This is a genomic window from Oscillospiraceae bacterium, assembly GCA_035380125.1.
Classification (GTDB): Bacteria; Bacillota; Clostridia; order Oscillospirales; family JAKOTC01; genus DAOPZJ01.
Window position 1 is genome coordinate 52,178 of sequence record DAOSWV010000002.1, and the last position, 19,579, is coordinate 71,756.

The following is a 19,579-nucleotide window of genomic DNA, read 5'->3' on the forward strand; positions in this document are numbered from 1 at the left end:
GGCGAGAACGGTTTTTAACCCGGTGATAAACCGTTTGCGCTTTGAAAAATTCACACGGGAAGGTAACAGAATGGACAAATTTGTTATCAACGGCGGCAAGCGGCTTTCGGGCGAAGTCGAGATCAGCGGAAATAAAAACGCTTCGGTCGCGATTTTGGCGGCGGCATCGCTGTGTGATGAGCCGTGCCGTATTGAGAACCTCTCACAGATCGGGGACGTCGACGTCTTTATGCAGATTTACGACCGACTCGGCGCCAAGATCACCCATATCGATTCAAAGACCATTGAGATAGATTCATCCACTATAAAAAACGTGGAAATTCCCTATAAACTGACCAAGCTGATGCGGGCCTCCTATTACTTTATCGGCACGCTGCTCGGTCGTTTCGGCAGAGCCAAGGTCTGTATGCCCGGCGGCTGTGATTTCGGCTCCCGCCCGATTGATCAGCACATCAAGGGCTTTGAAGCACTCGGTGCGGCCGTCAGCGTGGAACACGGCTTTATCGAGACCATCGCCAAGAACGGACGGCTGGTTGGGAATTCGGTCTATTTCGACAACATCACGGTCGGGGGTACGATCAACGTCATGCTGGCGGCGACCAAAGCCGACGGGTTGACTGTGATTGAAAATGCGGCCAAAGAACCTCATGTCGTTGATGTGGCCAACTTTTTAAACTCGGCAGGCGCGGATATCCGCGGCGCAGGTACCGACGTCATTAAAATCCGCGGCGTACCGTATCTGCACGGCACCACTTACGGCGTCATTCCCGATCAGATTGAGGCCGGCACCTTTATGGCCATTGCAGTGGCGACCGGCGGCGACATTCTGATCAAAAATATTATCCCCAAACATCTTGAATCCATTTCGGCCAAGCTTACCGAAATGGGTGCGGAGATCATCGACGAGGACGACTGGATGCGGGTTCGCTGTGCCGATCGTCTTCAGCGCGTTAACATCAAGACTCAGCCGCATCCCGGTTTCCCGACCGATATGCAGCCGCAGGCGGGCGTGTTGTGCGCCATCGCCAACGGCACCAGCGTCATCAGTGAAGGTGTGACCGATAACCGGTTCCGCTATACCGAGGAATTGGCTCGGATGGGTGCAATGGTCAAGGTCGACGGAAAAACCGCCGTGTTTGAAGGCGTCGAAAATCTGACGGGTGCGACGGTGCGGGCCACCGATCTGCGTGCAGGCGTGGCCATGGTGATTGCGGGACTGGTCGCAAAGGGCACAACAGAAGTTGAAGACATCATCTATATCGAACGCGGCTATGAATTTTTGGAGAAAAAGCTCTCGGCGCTGGGAGCGGACATCACGCGGATCTCCGCATCCAAAAACGGAGAAGAAACGCCTTCTCGACAAGCGCAAATGAACGGCGAGAAACCATTGAAAAAGGCAAATTAATGGACAGTGTTTCCACTTTATTCTCCGGCAGTTCGGGTAACAGCTGTTATATCGGCGGCTGTGACGACGGGATTTTGATCGATGCCGGAAGGAATTTTAAAGCCATTTCCGAAGGATTGAAGTCGCTCGATTTCCCCGTCCGGGGGATTCGGGCGGTTTTTGTTACCCATGCGCATAATGACCATATCAGCGCGTTGAAAGTACTTACCAAAAAATTGCCCGATATACCGATTTTCGCCTCTGCACAGACCATCGATAATCTGTTATTTGAGGGAATCGTCGGACCGGAAGCGATGCTTTGTCCGATTGACGAACAGGGTATCGGCGTGGGGCGTTTTTTTGTAACGCCGTTCGAGACGCCGCATGACTGTCCTGGCAGCTGCGGATATGTGATCGAGACGGAAAGCGGCGGACGCATCGGCGTCTGTACCGACCTCGGACACCGCAGCGATACGATTGTCGAAGCGCTCTCGGGCTGTAAAACCGTGGTGATCGAGTCCAATCATGACGAGAATATTCTGCGCGCGGGCAATTACCCCTATTGGCTAAAAATGCGCATTTTAGGCGCGGAAGGGCATTTGTCAAACCGGGACTGTGCCTCACTCTCGGCGATTTTGTTACATAGCGGTACCAGAAATTTTGTGCTGGCGCATCTTTCAAGAGAAAACAATCTGCCCGACGTGGCGTTTGACACCGTAAACCGGAAACTTTGCGAATGCGGTGCGGAAGCGGACGGGGAATTCGGACTGCATGTCGCTCCGGCTATGGCTGCAGCAAAGCATTATTCAGTTTTATGAACATTAAAATTATTTGCGTGGGTGGATTAAAAGAACCGTTTTTGCGCGGACGCAAGCGTGTCGCACAAGGTAAAATGCTATGAATATTAAAGTGATTTGTATCGGTGAACTCAAAGAACCCTTTCTGCGCGGACGCAAGCGCGTCGCACAAGGTAAAATGCTATGAATATTAAAGTGATTTGTATCGGTGGACTCAAAGAACCCTTTTTGAGCGGACGCAAGCGCGTCGCACAAGGTAAAATGCTATGAATATTAAAGTGATTTGTATCGGTGGACTCAAAGAACCCTTTCTGCGCGGACGCAAGCGCGTCGCGCAAGGTAAAATGCTATGAATATTAAAGTGATTTGTGTCGGCGGACTTAAAGAACCCTTTTTGCGCGACGCGCAGAAAGAATATCAGAAGCGGCTCTCGGCTTCGTGCAGTCTGGAGATCGTCGAGCTGGGGGCGAAAAACGATTTACCCGCAGACCGGCAGCTGATTGAAGAGGGCAAAAAGATTCTTGAGAAAGCAAAGAACGGGTATAACATCGTTCTATGCATCGAGGGTAAAGAGATGACTTCGGAGGCCTTTGCACAGAAGGTTGCGGAACTTTCTGCAAACGGCATCAATGCTTTAAACTTTATGATCGGCAGTTCGTATGGGCTGTCCGACGAGGTCAAGGCGGCAGCTGACTTGAAATTGTCGTTTTCGCAGATGACCTTTCCGCACCAACTGTTTCGGATTATGTTATTGGAACAGCTCTATCGGGCGTTTGATATTTTAGGCGCACGGAAATATGACAAGTGATAAAGCAAAGGGCCGGACGGGTTCACCGTCCGGCCCTTGCTTTATCGGGATGTGTTAAGCGCTTTTCTTTTTCTGCGAAAAATACATGATCAGCAGTAAGCCGCCCATTAAAACAATGGAAATCGGGAGCATGATAACAGCATTTTGCAGGAAACCGGCGGCGATATAACATACAAACGACACACCGGCGACCAACAAGGCATAGGGCATTTGGGTCGAGACATGGTTGATGTGGTCGCACTGTGCGCCTGCGGACGCCATGATGGTGGTGTCCGAGATCGGGGAGACATGGTCGCCGCAGACCGCGCCGGCCAAACACGCCGAGATGGTGATGACCAGAATTTCGCTCATCTCGGGGAAGATGGCAATGACAATCGGAATCAGAATGCCGAACGTCCCCCAGGAGGTGCCGGTTGAGAAGGCCAAGCCCAAGGCTACAAGGAACAAAATTGCGGGCAGGAAAGCGCTTGCGGTTGCACTGTTGCCGACCACACCGCCGACAAATTCTCCGGCACCCAGACAGTCACGGCAGAAGCCGGACAGCGTCCACGCAAAGACCAGAATCAGAATTGCCGGAACCATCGCCTTGAAACCCTCAGGGATGCTGGCTGCGAATTCCTTGAATGAAATCACTTTTCTTGGGATGTAGAGAAGGAATGTCAGCACCAACGCCGCAAAAGAACCCAGAACCAGGCCTACCGAGGCATCGGAACCGGCAAAGGCCTCGATAAAGCTTGCGCCTTCGAAGAATCCGCCGGTATAGATCATGCCTAAAATGCAGCAGACGATCAGCAGGACGACCGGAATCACCAGGTCAAGAACCTTTCCTTTTTCGGATACTGCCTGTTCTTCGGTATAGGGTCTGGCGTCGGTTGTGAACAAATCGCCGTTGGCCGCGTTGACCTCGTGCCTTTTCATCGAACCGAAATCGAAGTTCAACAGTGTGATCATAATCAACATCACGATTGTGAGGATGGCGTAGAAATTATAGGGGATGGCTTTGATGAACATCGCAAAACCGTCGATATTCGTGCCCTCGGTCGAAGAGGTCACCGCTGCCGCCCAACTCGAAATCGGGGCGATGATACAGACCGGTGCTGCGGTCGCATCGATGATATAGGCCAGTTTTGCCCGGGAGATTTTATGTTTGTCGGTCACGGGACGCATGACGCTGCCGACCGTGAGGCAATTAAAATAGTCGTCGATGAAGATTAAGACACCGAGACCCACGGTGGCAAGCGAGGCACCCGCTTTGGTTTTGATCTTTTTAGCGGCCCATCTGCCGTATGCAGCCGAACCGCCCGCCTTGGTCATCAGTGAGACCATGATGCCGAGAATGACCAGAAAAATCAAAATACCGACATTCCAGGGGTCGCCGGCTTTTTCACTCATGACCTCGAAAATGGAGGTGACGGTGCCCATCGGGTTGAAGTTGCTGTAAAACAACGCTCCGGTCAGAATACCGATAAACAGGGAGATGTAAACCTCTTTGGTCAAAAGAGCGAGCGCGATGGCGACGATGGGCGGTACCAATGCCCAGAAGGTGGCGTACATGTTGCTCTGCGGAGCGGGTTCCGTCTCGACAACGGCCGTATCGGCAACGCTCTCTTCGGGTGCGGCGATGGTGGTCACGGTCATGACATCGGTATTCGGTGCAGCGGTTTCACTCGCACCCATCACCATGCCGAAGACCGATGCAGCCATCACACAGACAAGTGCGAATACCAGCAGACGGGTTCTTTTTTCTCTTCTTGTTCTCATCAATTTCTTCCCTTCAAAATATTGAAGAGGCCGTACACGCAGATGTGGATTGCGTGCACAGCCATAAGGCGGTTTTCGGCAATGATAGCACTCCACATTCGTGACAGTCCGACGCATATTCTGCGTCGGCCCAGCGGCGGATGTCGGGCAGACAATCCGGCGCTTCGGCGGCAGCTCCTTTTCTCCGCGTCTTGCCCTGACATTTTACGGAGTACTGATAGCGGCCGCGCCTCTACCATTGTCCCGGGATACCCCGAAACAATAAATAATGTGGAAATCGTAACACAGCTTCAAAATGCTGTCAAGCTTTTTCGGAAATTTTGCCGAAAAGAGAATATTACGGTGAAAGATCAAAGTTTAGCCGAAGCTTTCCGGGATTGGAGTCTGGCTCGCTTTTTGGGTGTGATCTGCGACAGCATGACGGCGACAAGCACCAGGCCTGCGCCGAACAGTTCGCGTTGCGTAAGCTGCTCGTTCAAAATCAGCCAGCCAAAAACAGCCGCAAAAACCGATTCCAGACCGAAAACGACCGAGGCCACCGCGGGCGGCGTGGTCTTTTGCCCGAGGATTTGGAAGGTATAGGCGATGCCGCAGGCCAAAATCCCGGTGTATAACAGCGGCATGCGCGCCGACCAGATTGACGTCAGATCGGGCTTTTCGAACAAAAACATCGTGACTGTTGAAAGAACAGAAGCGACGAAAAATTGAATGCAGGACAATTTAACGCCGTCGACGAGCGGGCTGTAATGATCAACAGCCAGAATTTGAAACGAGAAAATCAGTGCGCAAATTAACACCGGCAGGTCGCCGTTTCCGAGTGTGAACTGTTCATTCATGCTTAAAAAATATAAGCCTGTAACCGCGAAGGCAACGCCGAACCATAAAAAGATACTCGGCTTTTTTTTGAAAAACAGACCGATGATCGGAACGAGAACAACATACAGCGCGGTCAGAAATCCCGCTTTGCCCGCAGTTGTATACACCAAACCGATCTGCTGCAGACCCGTCGCTGCAAAAATCAATACGCCGCAGACGACACCGCCCCAAATCAGATTGCGCCGGTCGACTGCCTTTTTGGCGATATCTTCGGCGGAGAGCGCTTTGGGTTCGCGTCGGAACAGCGCGATGACCGGCAATAAAACCAATCCGCCGATAAAAAACCGGACCGCATTGAAAGTAAACGGTTGGATATAATCCATTCCCATGCTTTGGGCTACAAATGTCGAGCCCCAGATCAGGGAAGCAAAAAATAAAAATGCCGAGCCTTTGATTTTCTCTGTGTTTGATTTATTCATAAAATACCCTGTTATTTGTATTGCGCTTGTGAATGTCGTTGCCGCACAGTGTGAATTATAATACCACCCGGGCTGCACCGATACGGCTGCCGAAGCGTTAAATCAGTATAACACAAAGCGGGTTGCCTTTGCAATCATCACAGGATTAACATATTTGAATGATATATAATATGATTGTTATGTAAATTTGGGTTGCATAACAGCCGATAAATGTATATAATCTGATTATGTTTCGCACAACTGAACTGCGGCGCGAAACGCAGAAAGGTATGTATTACAGATGATAAAACTGTTCAGGTACTTAAAGAAATATGCTTGGATGATTGTGGTGACAATCGTGCTGATTTTTGCGCAGTGCATGGCCGATCTGACACTGCCTGATTTGATGAGCGACATTATCAACAACGGCGTTTTAAAAGAGGATGTGCCGTATATCTGGCAGATCGGCTGGCAGATGCTGTTGGTGGCACTCGGCAGCATGGTGGCGGCCGTCACGGCGGGTTATCTGGCTTCGCGCATCGGCACGGGATATGCCCGCGATTTGCGCAGCATGGTCTTTAACAAGGTCGAAGGGTTTTCCATAGCCCAGTTCGACAGCTTTTCGACGGCTTCCCTGATTACCCGCTCGACCAACGACATTCAGCAGATGGGTATATTCGTGGTTATGATGCTGCGCATCATGGTCTCCGCCCCGATCACGATGATCGGCGGTATTATCAAGGGCTCGGCAAAAAGCACCAAGCTGACCTGGATTTTAGCGGTCTCGATTCCGGTGATTTTGATCATCGTCACGGTTGTGATCAAGCTGACGACGAAATATTTCAAGCAGATGCAGGAGCGCCTTGACAAGATGAACTTGGTGCTGCGCGAGGGGCTGACCGGCGTTCGGGTGATCCGGGCGTTCGGACGTGACGACCGCCAGACCGAGCGGTTTGAAAAAGCAAATGTTGAGCTGACCGATGTCTCTTTGAAAGCGCAGCGGGTCATGGGTGTGATGATGCCCCTGATGATGCTTATCATGAACATGACGCAGCTGGGCATCGTCTGGTTTGCGGGCCCGCTGATTGATTCGGGCGAGATGGATCTCGGCGGAATGATGGCGTTTATCCAATATGCGATTCAGATTCTGTTCTCGTTCTTAATGTTCGGATTTATCTTTATGATGCTTCCCAGAGCCGCCGCTTCCGGTGCGCGTATTTGGGAGGTGCTGGCCAGCGAAAACACGCTTCATGACCCTGAAACCCCCGTCAGCCCCGAGAAAACCGGCGGGGTCGTATTCGACAACGTGACCTTTGCCTATCCCGGTGCGGAACAGCCGACTTTATCCGGAATCAGCTTTACCGCAAAGCGCGGGGAGACCGTGGCCATCATCGGCGGCACCGGCTCGGGCAAGTCTACTATCGGCGGGCTGCTGATGCGCTTTTTTGACGTCAGCGGCGGTCAGGTTTTGGTCGACGGCACCGATGTGCGTGAGATGACTCAGGCGGATCTGCACAGCCGCATCGGCTTTGTGCCGCAGACCGCAAAACTGGTCACCGGCACGATCATGGACAATATCAAGTTCGGAAATCCCGATGTGACAGACGAACAGGCGGCGGCAGCCGCTAAAACCGCACAGGCCGAGGAATTCATCTCGGGCCGCGAAGACGGGATGAATGCCGAGATCACTCAGAGCGGAACCAACCTTTCGGGCGGTCAGAAGCAGCGCATCTCCATTGCCCGGGCAATCGCCAAGAAACCGGAGATTTTCATCTTTGACGACAGTTTTTCGGCGTTGGACTTCAAAACCGACGCGATGCTGCGCGAGGCGCTGAAAAAAGACACGGGAGACGCGACGATCATCGTTATTGCCCAGCGCATTAATACGATTATGAATGCAGACCGGATACTCGTGCTGAACGAAGGGCAAATTGCCGGTATCGGAACCCACGAAGAGCTGATGAAGAGCTGCGATATCTATCGTGAGATCGCATCCTCGCAGCTTGCGAAGGAGGTGGGCTGAGATGGCGGCGCGTGAAAAGAATTACGGAAACGAATATAAACAGCAGCGTGCCATGCGTGGACCCGGCATGGGCCCCCACGGTATGATGGCCGGCGGGAAAGCAAAGGATTTCAAGGGGACATTCAAAAAGCTGGCTCAATATCTGAAACCGCACGGTTTTGCGTTGATCGTCGTGCTGGTGCTGACCATTGCTTCGACGGTGTTTTCGCTGACCACGCCGAAAATTTTGGGTAACGCCACCAACACCCTGATGGTCGGCTATATGTCCAAGACGGCGGTCACGATGATGACCGAGGCCGAGGACAACGCGCAGTTTGCGGCGGCGATGACAGCTTACGGGATTACGCCGCTCTCCCAGTGCACCGACAACGCTCAAAAGGCAGAGTCGTTCAGGCAGATTGTCGAATTACTGAAGAATATGCCCGAAAGTGACGATTCTCCGGCGGGAAATATGGCACTGGCTGCGGAATATTACGATGAGATTATTCAAAATATCGCCGAGACCGGCGGTACGGTGGATTTTTCCGAACTCGGCACAATCGCCCTCACGCTGATCGCGCTGTATACGGCAGCTGCCGTGTGCATGTTCATTCAGGTGTTTGTGATGGTGGGTATCACGCAGAAGGTCGTCTTTAAGATGCGCAGCGACGTCAATGCCAAACTGATCAAGCTGCCGCTCAAATATTTCGACTCCCAATCCCACGGTGATATCCTGTCGCGCGTGACCAACGACGTCGACACGGTCAGCCGATCACTGCAGCAGTCGCTGACGCAGATCATTTCGTCGGTGGTGATGATCGTCGGTATCCTCTATATGATGCTGACCATCAGCGGGGCGATGACGCTGATTACACTGGCGTCGCTGCCGTTATCACTCGGGATTACGATTTTTATCACAAAACGCTCCCAGAAGTATTTCCGCGGACAGCAGAAATCCCTCGGACAGATCAACGGTCACGTCGAGGAAATGTACGGCTGCCACAATGTGGTCAAGGCTTATAACTATGAGAAGACCGCTATCGAGGAATTTGAGCGCAGCAACGAGGAACTCTATCAAAACGGCTGGAAGGCGCAGTTTGTGTCCGGCAGTATGATGCCGATGGTCGGCTTTATCGGCAACATCGTTTATGTCGGGGTCTGTGTGGCGGGCGGCATCATCGCCTCCAAGGGCACGATCATGATCGGCAGCATTCAGGCGTTCATCCAGTATTCGCGCCAGTTTAATCAGCCGATTTCACAGGTGGCGCAGATTGTCAACATCATGCAGTCGACCATGGCCGCCGCGGAGCGGGTCTTCGAGGTGCTGGAACAGCCCGAACAGAGCCCCGACGCTGAGGACGCGCCGAAACTCGAACAGCCCAAAGGCGAGGTCCGGTTCGACTCGATTCAATTTGGTTATGACCCCGATAAAACTCTGATTCACGGCATCTCCCTCGACGTTAAACCCGGTCAGACCATCGCCATCGTCGGGCCGACCGGCGCCGGCAAGACCACGTTGGTCAATTTGCTGATGCGGTTTTATGAACTGGACGGCGGCAAGATCACGGTCGACGGCGTTGATATCGCCGAAATGAATCGTGAAGAACTGCGTGACCTGTTCGGCATGGTGCTGCAGGATACCTGGCTGTTTAACGGTACCATTGAGGAGAACATCGCCTATGGGTCGGATCACCCGGATCATGAGGCCATTGTCGAAGCCGCGAAAGCTGCCTGCGCCGATCACTTTATCCGCACACTGCCCGACGGTTACGACACAATCATCCGTGAAGACGCGGGTAACATCTCACAGGGTCAGCGGCAGCTGCTGACCATTGCGCGTGCGGTGCTGAAAGACCCGGCGATTCTGATTCTGGACGAGGCGACCTCTTCGGTCGATACCCGCACCGAAGTGTTGATTCAGGAGGCCATGCACGGGCTGATGAAGGGCAGAACGAGTTTCGTCATTGCGCACCGGCTTTCGACGATCCGCAATGCCGACAATATCCTCGTGATGAATCACGGCGACATCGTCGAGACCGGTTCGCACGAGCAACTGATGGCGCAGAACGGCTTCTACGCCGACCTCTATCGCAGCCAGTTCCTCGGAAAGCCCGAGGAGAACAATATCGCGTAAGTCAAATCAGCATTTATCTGACAGAAAAAATTACGGGGTGGCAAAGCTACCTCGTAATTTAATTTATCGTTGTTACTTGGGAATTCGGCAGACCGTAAGCCGATCCATAATAAGAAAAATCCACCGTTGAGATGACGTCTTGATAAAGCGCGGCAAGAGCTTGCTCAATCGGTTCCGGGTCGACGATGGCAGCTGTCATCGTCGGATAATTCGGATCGGCTTTGCTGTCAAGAGTAACGACTGTGTAATTATGATCGGGCAGAAGATCATCAAGACGCTTTTCTGTGAACCACTGACCACCTTGAATATCGGATAAATATATCAGTCGATCTTTTCCGCCGATTTCCTCCACCAGCGCCGCGTGAGCACTTCCGAGATCGTAATAATCGTCTTGAATTCCGGTGTTTTTTCCGGCTTTGTTGGGATCGTTGTGTCCTCTGAATAAAAATCCGAAGCAACGGTCACCCGTTGAAGCGGGGAGGGTTCCGGCATTTAAATATCCGTAACCTGTTCCCTGTATTCCGTATACGCCGATAGTCACCTCGTCACCGATTTTTAGATCACCTAATATAACCTTATCAATTCTTGCGTTGTAGATTTTTCTATGATCCCAATCGGACCAATCGACCTCATCAAGCAGCGTATAATAAGCTAATACTACATCTGTTTTATCGGAACAGTGAAACTTTGAATCTAGTTGTAAATCCAATCGGAATATTAGTTCGTCCCTGAACGAATTAACATCACCCCAACAACCCATGGCTTCATATCCTGATTCTGACAGGTATTTTTCAGAGATAGCATCAAGTTCTTCCGGGGTCACAGAAATTTGAGATGCTAGTTGTTCTGAAGAGGCAGTAGAGTTAACCGAAGAAACAGTGGCTGCACTCTCCGAGGAGATTTCCGATAATGAAGACATAGTGCCGTTTACATTTCCTTGTCCGCAAGCACAAAAAAGTAAAAGACATATCGGGATGATCATAAAGATTTTTTTCATATTTGCTTTTCCCCTTTTAAATTTATTATTTAATGAATGATGTTATCTTACAATCATAAGCAGCCTCCTTGAGAAATATTTGTAGGATAACCATATTATACCATGCCATTTTAAAAGTTCAACCATATATTGCCATAATATGATTTTATTAAATTAACACTATTTATCTGTGTCGAATTAAGGGGAATAATGATGGAATTTGGAGATCGGACTTTTTTATAATGAGGAACAACCTCTGCGCGCTCGGGAATGGTGTCGGTCACCAGCCGGAAATGTGATCGCGGCGCATGGCGCCGAGGATGCGTTCGCGGGCTTCGGGGAAACGGGTCTTTTCGAGTTCGCTTAAAAACGCTTTGGTCTGTTTGCGCTGACCTTCGTGGTCGTGCGGGCATTTATTTTTTAATACCGGAATGCCGAGCCGCTTGACCGCCGAAGAGACCTCCCATTCGCGCATCCACGAAAGCGGGCGGATAACCGTGATATCCTTGCGTGACAGATAAGTGACCGGGCTGTAGCAGCCGACGCGACCCTCGATAAACAGGTTCATTAAAAAGGTCTCAGCGGCGTCGTCGGCGTGATGGCCGAGGGCGACTTTGTTGCAGCCGAGTTCTTTGGCGAAATCGTGCAGCGCGCCGCGCCGCATTTTGGCGCAGAGCGAGCAGGGGTTTTCCTCCTTGCGGATGTCGAAGACGATTTGGCCGATTTCGGTACGTTTGACATAGAAAGGCACGCCTAACGAGTCGCAATATCTTTGAATTTCCGTGGTGTCGGTCTCTGTGCCGTCGAAACGCAGATCAATCATCACGGCAATAACGTCATATTTTATGGGGTAAAAACGGCGAAGCGCCGCCAGGGCGGTTAACGTCAGCATACTGTCTTTGCCGCCCGAAACGCCGACCGCAATTTTGTCGCCGTCGGCGATCATATCATATTCCTGTACCGCTTTGCGGACTAAGCTCAAGACCTTTTGCAAGCGCTCGCCTCCTTTTCACTAATATAACATATTTGCAGAATCGGGGCAAGGGAGAGGGCGCGGGTGAAAGAAATGGGAATTTTACGCTTTTACCTGTGAAAGCGGCTTATCATTATTCATTTTTGCATATTCTGATAAGAACGACGGGTTAGAGGTGAAGCGGTGTTTGGGATTTTGAGAATCGCGCGGCCCGCGTTTTTGAGAGGGCAGCCCGCGCGCAGCAGTGTTGAGCTGATGCAATGCCGCGTCGGAGCAGTGCGGTATTATGAAATTTTTCTGCGGTCCGGCCGTGACGGTGAGGCGCAAGCACTGTTGTTTGAACAGATGCGTCCGTTTATGAGTCCACGTCCGGTTGCGGGCGGCTTTCGTTTGCCTGAAATTATCTATTTTTCGCCTGAAAATTTTATCAAAGAGGTCTTGTTGAATACGGCGCTGCGCTGCGCCTGTTATTTGGGCGGGATGGTCGGTGTGATCGAGCCGTCAGGCGACCTGTCGCTCGCAATGCGTTTCGAACGATTTTGCGAGACGGTGCTGATCGATGCGGAAACCGGATTCGGGGCGATTTCCGATTGTAATATGATTGTCTCGTTTTCGGGGCTGGCCGGTCTCGGTGCGCCGCCTGCGGAAATCATTGAGCGCGCCGTGATTTTTACCAACGCGCCGGATTTTTTTGCCGCCGGACTGACTGTAGATTGGGCATTGCCCGCAGTTCCGCCCGCCGTTGCCGTACCTGCGGAGGTGGACCCGACCGATTTTATCGCCGCCTGCCATACGCTGTCGGGGATGTATGGATTGGCCGCGCTTCCGCCGCGGAAATTGTTTTCGCGCGGGAAAGTGATTTCATTTACCGACATCGAGCGGTTCGGGACGGCTTTATAACCGGAATGATAAGGAATTGATAAGAAGAGGGGCGGTGTTGCGCGGCGGGAATGATATACCGTAGGGGCGGGCCCATGTGGCCGCCCGCACCGCCTGAGCGCCGAATCATCGCTCCCTACAGAGAAACACCGAGCATCATGCCGTCGGAGCGACGGAGGCGTCGCTCCCTACCGAAAAAACCGAGGTCGAAAGCGCGCGCTATCAAGTTAACGGACAGCAATTTTTATGACGCGTTTGAATCCGGTATCATGCCGACGGAGCGACGGGGGCGTCGCTCCCTACCGAAAAGAACCGAGGTCGGAAGCACGCGCTATCAAGTTTACGGATAGCAGATTCCTTGACGCGTTTGTGAGCGGGCACTGCCCGCCGCCGAAAAAAAGAGAACGGGCAGAAGCCCGTTCTCCTAAGCGAGGGGACGTTAGTCCCACCCGTTTTGCAATCAACCCCGCCAGAAATATCCTTACGGCAGAGGCAACTCCCGCTTTCGCGTTTGATGCCGACCAGAAGGCCGTTGCAAGTTCGTTTAGTTTTACCTAAGAGTTCTTAGCGATGTTGATCATCTTCTGAACCATTCTGCCGCCGACCGATCCGGCCTGGACAGTGGTAAGTGTGTCGATGTTGGAGAGGTCGACACCCAGTTCCTTGGAAGATTCCATCTTGAAACGATTCAAGGTGTCACGGACATTTTTGCTGTTGCCGCTTTTATTACTCACTTTCATTTACTCCCTTCGTAAACGTACCCGAAAGCTGAAAATAGCCATTTCGGGCTCGCTCTTAGTTTTGCACGCACAGGGACCTTTACTCTGGTAATTTACGGACCGATGAACATAGAATTTTTACCGCTGCCGCCGCAAGCAGCGGATACGCGTTGCCGACGCTGCCCCGGAAGGAAAATTCAAACGGTTCGCAAAGATGGCCGTCAAGGCAGCGAACCGGGTGCAGAAGGCAAATTTGCAGATGATTTTTCTGCAAACTCGAAAAGGTCAGAACGCAGTCCGTTCCGAGCCCGCAGCGCAGATCGCCTCGGATGCCATCGCCGCAGACAACGGTGATTTTTGCCTTCGGAATGAAAGTATTGTCGACAGTTGAATCGCAGATACTGTTATCGCAGATCGACTCTTTTTCATCGAAAAGAATCAGCAAATCGGTTTCGATTGAAGTCGATTCCGAAGCTGATGCAGATGACGGCAAAAATTGAATCCGCTCTTTGAGAGATCGGTCCATTTCATAGGTATATTTTTGTACTTTTTCGAGATTTTCAGGGCAGATCACCGTAAATTTCAAGCGTTCACCGATCCTTTTCAGGTTGACTTATCCCATTGCGGGTGATATACTTTTTGCGAACCTTTTCGGGGGAAGAAAGGAAGAATGATATGTTAAATCATTTCAGAGAATCCCTGCCCAAGTTTGAACTTGCGGTCGGGAAACTGCTCAACGCCCAATGTCTGGACGACAACAGCGAGTGCTTTGGCGTGGTGCCGAATTTCGCCAAGGGCTTTAACGAGCCGGGCGAGGGCTGCGGCTGCGCCACCACGTTTGTCACCGCTTATTATAACCCGTATACCAAATGGTATAAGAATTCGGAACTGCTGCACAGAGCCAAGATCGCAATGGCTTATTCGCTTGCGCATACCAACGACGACGGAACGATTGACCTGATGGAGACCAATTTCCATGATTCCACCAGCAACGCTTTTTCGATTCAGAACCTTGCGCCGGCCTATCTGCTGCTGCAGAAATTCACCGAACACACCGAAGCCGAAGAAGAAGTCGGCGACATGATACGCGAATTTTTAAAACGCAGCGCCCGTGCCATGGTCAACTGCGGATTCCATACACCCAACCATCGCTGGGTCGTCAGTTCGGCGCTGGCATACTGCTATAATATTTTAGGCGATGAGAAATGCCTTATTCATCTCAATAAATTCCTCGCCGAGGGTATCGATAATGACGAGAACGGCGAATATACCGAACGCAGCGCCGGTGTTTACAACATCGCCTGCAACAATTCCCTGATTATCATCGGCAAAGAACTGAATATGCCCGAGATGTTTGACCACGTCACCCGCAACCTGATGATGGTGCTGAAATACATCGAACCGGACGATACGATCAACACGATGAATTCGACACGGCAGGATTTCGGCACCGAACCGCCGTTTGAAAAATACACAGACAATTACCTGCGGATGGCGCTGATCACCGGAAATGCCGAATTCGCGTGGGTCGCCGATTATCTGTTGAAAAAGACGGGTCACGCCTGCTCGATGATTCCGTTCTTGATGGATCCCGCACTTGAACAAAAGATGTTGGCGCAGAAGACGCTGAAACCGTCGTTTGAATACGAAAAGCTTTTTGTCGAGAGCGGCATTTTGCGTAAACGCGAGGGTGATGCGACGTTGACGTTGGTCAAAGAACGCCCGTTATTTGCAAAACTGCAGTTTGCCGATAAGCGCATGTATATCCGGTTCGCCGGTTCCTTCTTCGGGCCGTTGGCACAGTTTGTACCGCAGACCCTGACGCCGATCGACGGCGGTTATCGCCTGACTTACCACCAAACTTGGGGCTATAAACGTCCGCTGGAAGTGCCGCAGGGCACGTCGAATTGGCGTGAGATGGACCATACCAAGCGCGCTGACGTCTGTATGCAGGATTTTGACGTCTCGTTCGATATTCGCATGTACGATAAAAAGCTTGAGATCGAACTGACTGCCGGCGGCTGCGACAACATCCCGGTCAAGCTGGAACTGATGTTCGACGCGGGCGGAATTTTGGCCAGCGACAGTGTCGATATGTTTACCCGTGAAGGCGATTATGTTTTCCTCAACCATGGGCACGCGGCTTATACGTTCGATAATCATGTGAAATTCATTGTCGACGGCGGATTCCGCACCCATCACTATGCCAAGAATATGCGCGGTTCGATTCAGGGCGACCCCAAGGCGTTCACCATCGCAATGACGGGACTGACTCCGCAGAACCGCACTGTGACCGTCAAATACGGCACGGATCAAACCATATAGAGTTAAGAAATACCGGCGGGCCTTTGGGCCCGCCGTTTTATCAAGTGTAGGGGCGCACCTGCGTGTGCGCCCGAGATTCCGTAAAATACGCGGGAGCACACGCAGGTGCGCCCCTACGATATTCCATTTTTTTATTTCTTATGAGGTGATTTGATGCAAAACAAGAAAAAGCTGATTCACGAACTGGTTAAGAGTACCGATCAGGAACTCGGCGACGAACAGCTGATGCATCTGCTGCTCGAGAAAAAGGTCTCTTTGAATATCGACGCCGAACAGGAAAAGGGGACGTTTGGGCAGCGGGCGGCGGACGGGGTCGCCAGATTCGCGGGCAGCTGGGGATTTATCGGCAGTTTTATGGGTGTGATGCTGGTGTGGATTGTGCTCAACATCTTGCTCTATACGGGCGCATTCGACCCGTATCCGTTCATTCTGCTCAATCTGCTGCTGTCGTGCGTCGCGGCAATTCAAGCCCCACTGATTATGATGAGTCAGAACCGGCAGGAGGAAAAAGACCGTGCCCGCGCCGAGAACGATTACAAGGTCAATTTGAAAAACGAGTTGATCCTCGCCGATCTGCATGAAAAAATCGATCTGCTGATTAAAAATCAGGAGCGGATTTTAAAACATATCGAGAAGAAATAACAATAAATTGAATCCCCCCGTCGTGCGACCGGATACGCACGCCACCTCCCTTTGACAAGGGAGATAAGAGGCGAACAGGATTTCGGATTTATCTATTTTTTCAAAACGCGTTTGAGATACTGGCCGGTGTAAGACTTTTCGCATTTCATGACCTGCTCGGGGGTGCCGACGGCGACCACTTCGCCGCCCTTGTCGCCGCCCTCGGGGCCGAGATCAATGATGTGGTCGGCGACTTTGATCACGTCGAGATTGTGCTCAATAATGACAATCGTGTTACCGCCGGTGACCAGTTTGTGCAGCACTTCGACCAGTTTGTGAACGTCGGCGGTGTGCAGGCCGGTGGTCGGCTCGTCGAGCAGGTAAATCGTCTTGCCGGTCGAACGGCGCGAGAGTTCCGCGGACAGTTTGACGCGCTGCGCCTCCCCGCCCGAAAGCGTCGTCGCTGACTGTCCGAGTTTGATATAGCCGAGGCCGACTTCCTGTAGGACTTTCAGCTTTTTGTGGATTTTCGGAATGCTTGTAAAAAATTCGACGCCTTCGTCGACGGTCATCTCTAGCACTTCATAGATGTTCTTGCCCTTGAATTTGACTTCAAGGGTCTCTTTATTATACCGTCTGCCGCCGCAGACCTCGCAGGGAACGTAGACGTCGGGCAAAAAGTGCATTTCAATTTTAATAATACCGTCGCCCTGACAGGCTTCGCAGCGTCCGCCGCGCACATTGAACGAGAACCGCCCCGGGCCGAAGCCGTGCGCTCTGGCGTCCTGCGTGCGGGTAAACAGATCGCGGATATCGGTGAACAGACCGGTGTAAGTGGCCGGGTTGGAGCGCGGGGTCCTGCCGATCGGCGACTGGTCGATATCGATGACTTTGTCCAGCTGTTCAATACCCTCGATGCGCTCGAATTTACCCGCTCGCTGGTTGCTGCCGTTGAGTTCATGCGACAGGTAGCGAAACAGGATATCATTGACCAGCGACGATTTGCCGCTGCCCGACACGCCCGTGACGCAGGTGATGACCCCAAGCGGGATATCAACGTCGATATTTTTTAAGTTGTTTTCCGCCGCGCCGATGATTTTTAATTGGCCGATGGGCTTGCGGCGGCGGTAGGGCACTTCGATGGCCTTGCGTCCGAACAGATAGTCGGAAGTCAGGGAGTTTTTGCAGTCCTTCAATCCCGCCGGTGGGCCGACGTAAAGCACTTCGCCGCCGTGAATGCCTGCGAAAGGACCGATGTCGACAATGGTATCGGCTTCGCGCATGGTCTCCTCGTCGTGTTCGACAACAATTAAGGTGTTGCCGAGATCGCGCAGCCCTTTGAGCGTGGCGAGCAGTTTGGCGTTGTCGCGCTGATGCAGGCCGATGCTGGGTTCGTCGAGGATGTATAAAACGCCGGTTAAGCCTGAGCCGACCTGTGTGGCCAAACGGATGCGCTGCCCCTCACCGCCCGACAAGGTCGAGGCTGAACGCGACAGGGTCAGATATTCCAGACCGACGTCGCGCAAAAATCCGAGGCGGGTCTCGACTTCCCGGATGATGCGTTCGGCGATCAGCATTTCGGTTTTGGAGAGTTTGAGGTTATCGAAGAACACGATCATATCGGTGATCGGGAGTTTGCACAGATCGCTGATATTCTTATCGCCGACGGTCACGGCTAAAATTTCGGGCTTGAGCCGGTCTCCGCGGCATTCGGGACATTCCTCACTGCTCATCATCGACTCGATTTCCTTTTTGGAATAGTCGCTTGTGGTTTCGGCATAGCGGCGGTTGAGGTTGTTGATGATGCCCTCGAAATCGTGCATATAGCTCGTATGTGCCCCCGCGCCGTTATAGCGCAGTTGGATTTTTTCGCCGTTGGTGCCGTACATTAAAACTTCTTTGGCTTTGTCGGGCAGCGTGTGATAGGGCACGTCGAGTGAAAAGCCGTAGTGGGATGCAAGTCCCTCGAAATACATCTGACATACACCACCGGCATCGTAATTCCAACCGCCGGCACGGATGGCACCCTCGCGAATTGAGAGCAGCGGCGCAGGAACGACCTTCGACGGGTCAATTTTCATTAAAATGCCCAGGCCGGAACATTTGGAACAGGCCCCATAGGGGTTGTTGAAGGAGAACGCGCGCGGGGTCAGTTCTTCGAGGCCGATATCGTGTTCGGGGCAGGCGTAATTCTGGGAGAACAACATCTCCTGATCGTCGTCGTAGAGTACCGTGACCAGCCCTTTTGACAGCGCCGCTGCGGTCTCGACCGAACCCGAGAGGCGGCTCGGAGCCTCCTCGTTGATCATCAGACGGTCGACGATGATTTCGATCGTATGCTTTTTATTTTTATCGAGGAAGATCTCCTCGGAAAGATCGTAGATGGAGCCGTCGATACGGGCGCGCACAAAACCGCTGCGCGAGGCGCCCGAGAGTTCCTTGACGTGTTCACCTTTTTTCGCGCGGATGATCGGCGCAAGAATTTGAATCTTTGTGCCGATGGGCAGTTCCATAATGCGGTTGACGATCTGGTCGACGCTTTGACGCTTGATGATTGCACCGCAGATCGGGCAGTGCGGAATACCGATGCGGGAATAGAGAAGGCGCAGGTAATCGTAGATCTCGGTGACCGTGCCGACTGTCGAACGGGGGTTATTGTTCGTGGTCTTCTGGTCGATCGAGATGGCCGGAGAGAGGCCGTCGATCTGCTCGACCTCAGGCTTGTCCATTTGCCCTAAAAACTGGCGGGCATATGACGACAGCGATTCGACGTAGCGGCGCTGACCCTCGGCGTAGATGGTATCAAACGCCAAAGATGATTTGCCGCTGCCCGATACGCCTGTGAAGACGATTAATTGATCACGCGGGATTTCGAGGTCGACGTTTTTGAGGTTATTCTCTTTCGCGCCTTTGATATAGATTGTAT

At 52.2% G+C, this 19,579-nt stretch carries 15 protein-coding genes and 1 riboswitch; of the genes, 8 read left to right on the forward strand and 7 right to left on the reverse strand.

The window, feature by feature from the left end; translation table 11 throughout:
* Positions 1 to 70 precede the first annotated feature (70 nt).
* The 3 genes from PK629_00875 (at position 71) to PK629_00885 (ending at position 2,989) form a co-directional block, all read left to right on the forward strand.
* On the forward strand, positions 71 to 1,405 hold the full coding sequence (locus PK629_00875; protein ID HOP10023.1) for a UDP-N-acetylglucosamine 1-carboxyvinyltransferase: 1,335 nt from the start codon (positions 71 to 73) through the stop codon (positions 1,403 to 1,405).
* Positions 1,405 to 2,202: an MBL fold metallo-hydrolase gene (locus PK629_00880; GenBank protein HOP10024.1), complete on the forward strand. Its 798-nt coding sequence runs from the start codon at positions 1,405 to 1,407 to the stop codon at positions 2,200 to 2,202. Before PK629_00875 ends, PK629_00880 begins: the two co-directional genes overlap by 1 nt.
* A 328-nt stretch (positions 2,203 to 2,530) precedes the next feature.
* Entirely contained in the window at positions 2,531 to 2,989 is a 459-nt protein-coding gene (locus PK629_00885) for a 23S rRNA (pseudouridine(1915)-N(3))-methyltransferase RlmH (protein HOP10025.1), read from the forward strand.
* A 54-nt stretch (positions 2,990 to 3,043) separates the two neighbouring features.
* On the opposite strand, the gene PK629_00890 is transcribed toward PK629_00885, so the two are convergent.
* Both PK629_00890 and PK629_00895 read right to left on the reverse strand, forming a co-directional pair.
* On the reverse strand, positions 3,044 to 4,543 hold the full coding sequence (locus tag PK629_00890; GenBank protein HOP10026.1) for a Na+/H+ antiporter NhaC family protein: 1,500 nt from the start codon (positions 4,541 to 4,543) through the stop codon (positions 3,044 to 3,046).
* A 284-nt stretch (positions 4,544 to 4,827) separates the two neighbouring features.
* A riboswitch (Lysine riboswitch) is annotated at positions 4,828 to 4,993 on the reverse strand.
* A gap of 107 nt (positions 4,994 to 5,100) precedes the next feature.
* Positions 5,101 to 6,045, reverse strand: coding sequence for a DMT family transporter (locus tag PK629_00895; protein HOP10027.1), 945 nt, complete (start codon positions 6,043 to 6,045; stop codon positions 5,101 to 5,103).
* A gap of 280 nt (positions 6,046 to 6,325) precedes the next feature.
* On the opposite strand from PK629_00895, the gene PK629_00900 reads away from it, so the two are divergent.
* Positions 6,326 to 8,047, forward strand: coding sequence for an ABC transporter ATP-binding protein (locus PK629_00900; protein HOP10028.1), 1,722 nt, complete (start codon positions 6,326 to 6,328; stop codon positions 8,045 to 8,047).
* 1 nt (position 8,048) lies between these two features.
* Entirely contained in the window at positions 8,049 to 10,160 is a 2,112-nt protein-coding gene (locus PK629_00905; protein HOP10029.1) for an ABC transporter ATP-binding protein, read from the forward strand.
* A 58-nt stretch (positions 10,161 to 10,218) separates the two neighbouring features.
* On the opposite strand, the gene PK629_00910 is transcribed toward PK629_00905, so the two are convergent.
* Both PK629_00910 and PK629_00915 read right to left on the reverse strand, forming a co-directional pair.
* Positions 10,219 to 11,157, reverse strand: coding sequence for a hypothetical protein (locus PK629_00910; GenBank protein HOP10030.1), 939 nt, complete (start codon positions 11,155 to 11,157; stop codon positions 10,219 to 10,221).
* Positions 11,158 to 11,416: 259 nt separating this feature from the next.
* Positions 11,417 to 12,130: a tRNA 2-thiocytidine biosynthesis TtcA family protein gene (locus PK629_00915; protein ID HOP10031.1), complete on the reverse strand. Its 714-nt coding sequence runs from the start codon at positions 12,128 to 12,130 to the stop codon at positions 11,417 to 11,419.
* A gap of 174 nt (positions 12,131 to 12,304) precedes the next feature.
* Here PK629_00915 and PK629_00920 point away from each other — a divergent pair, with 174 nt between their 5' ends.
* Positions 12,305 to 13,009: a hypothetical protein gene (locus PK629_00920; GenBank protein HOP10032.1), complete on the forward strand. Its 705-nt coding sequence runs from the start codon at positions 12,305 to 12,307 to the stop codon at positions 13,007 to 13,009.
* Between the two features lie 533 nt (positions 13,010 to 13,542).
* Here the strand turns inward: PK629_00920 and PK629_00925 are convergent.
* Complete coding sequence (locus PK629_00925; protein ID HOP10033.1) at positions 13,543 to 13,728, reverse strand: alpha/beta-type small acid-soluble spore protein; 186 nt, start codon at positions 13,726 to 13,728, stop codon at positions 13,543 to 13,545.
* Positions 13,729 to 13,807: 79 nt separating this feature from the next.
* A complete protein-coding gene (locus tag PK629_00930; protein ID HOP10034.1) occupies positions 13,808 to 14,293 on the reverse strand; it encodes a hypothetical protein in 486 nt (161 codons plus the stop codon).
* Between the two features lie 89 nt (positions 14,294 to 14,382).
* On the opposite strand from PK629_00930, the gene PK629_00935 reads away from it, so the two are divergent.
* Complete coding sequence (locus PK629_00935) at positions 14,383 to 16,032, forward strand: hypothetical protein (GenBank protein HOP10035.1); 1,650 nt, start codon at positions 14,383 to 14,385, stop codon at positions 16,030 to 16,032.
* Between the two features lie 153 nt (positions 16,033 to 16,185).
* A complete protein-coding gene (locus PK629_00940; protein HOP10036.1) occupies positions 16,186 to 16,674 on the forward strand; it encodes a DUF1003 domain-containing protein in 489 nt (162 codons plus the stop codon).
* Between the two features lie 92 nt (positions 16,675 to 16,766).
* On the opposite strand, the gene uvrA is transcribed toward PK629_00940, so the two are convergent.
* Positions 16,767 to 19,574 (reverse strand): excinuclease ABC subunit UvrA, encoded by a 2,808-nt coding sequence (gene uvrA, locus PK629_00945; protein ID HOP10037.1) that lies wholly within the window; start codon positions 19,572 to 19,574, stop codon positions 16,767 to 16,769.
* Positions 19,575 to 19,579: the final 5 nt, after the last annotated feature.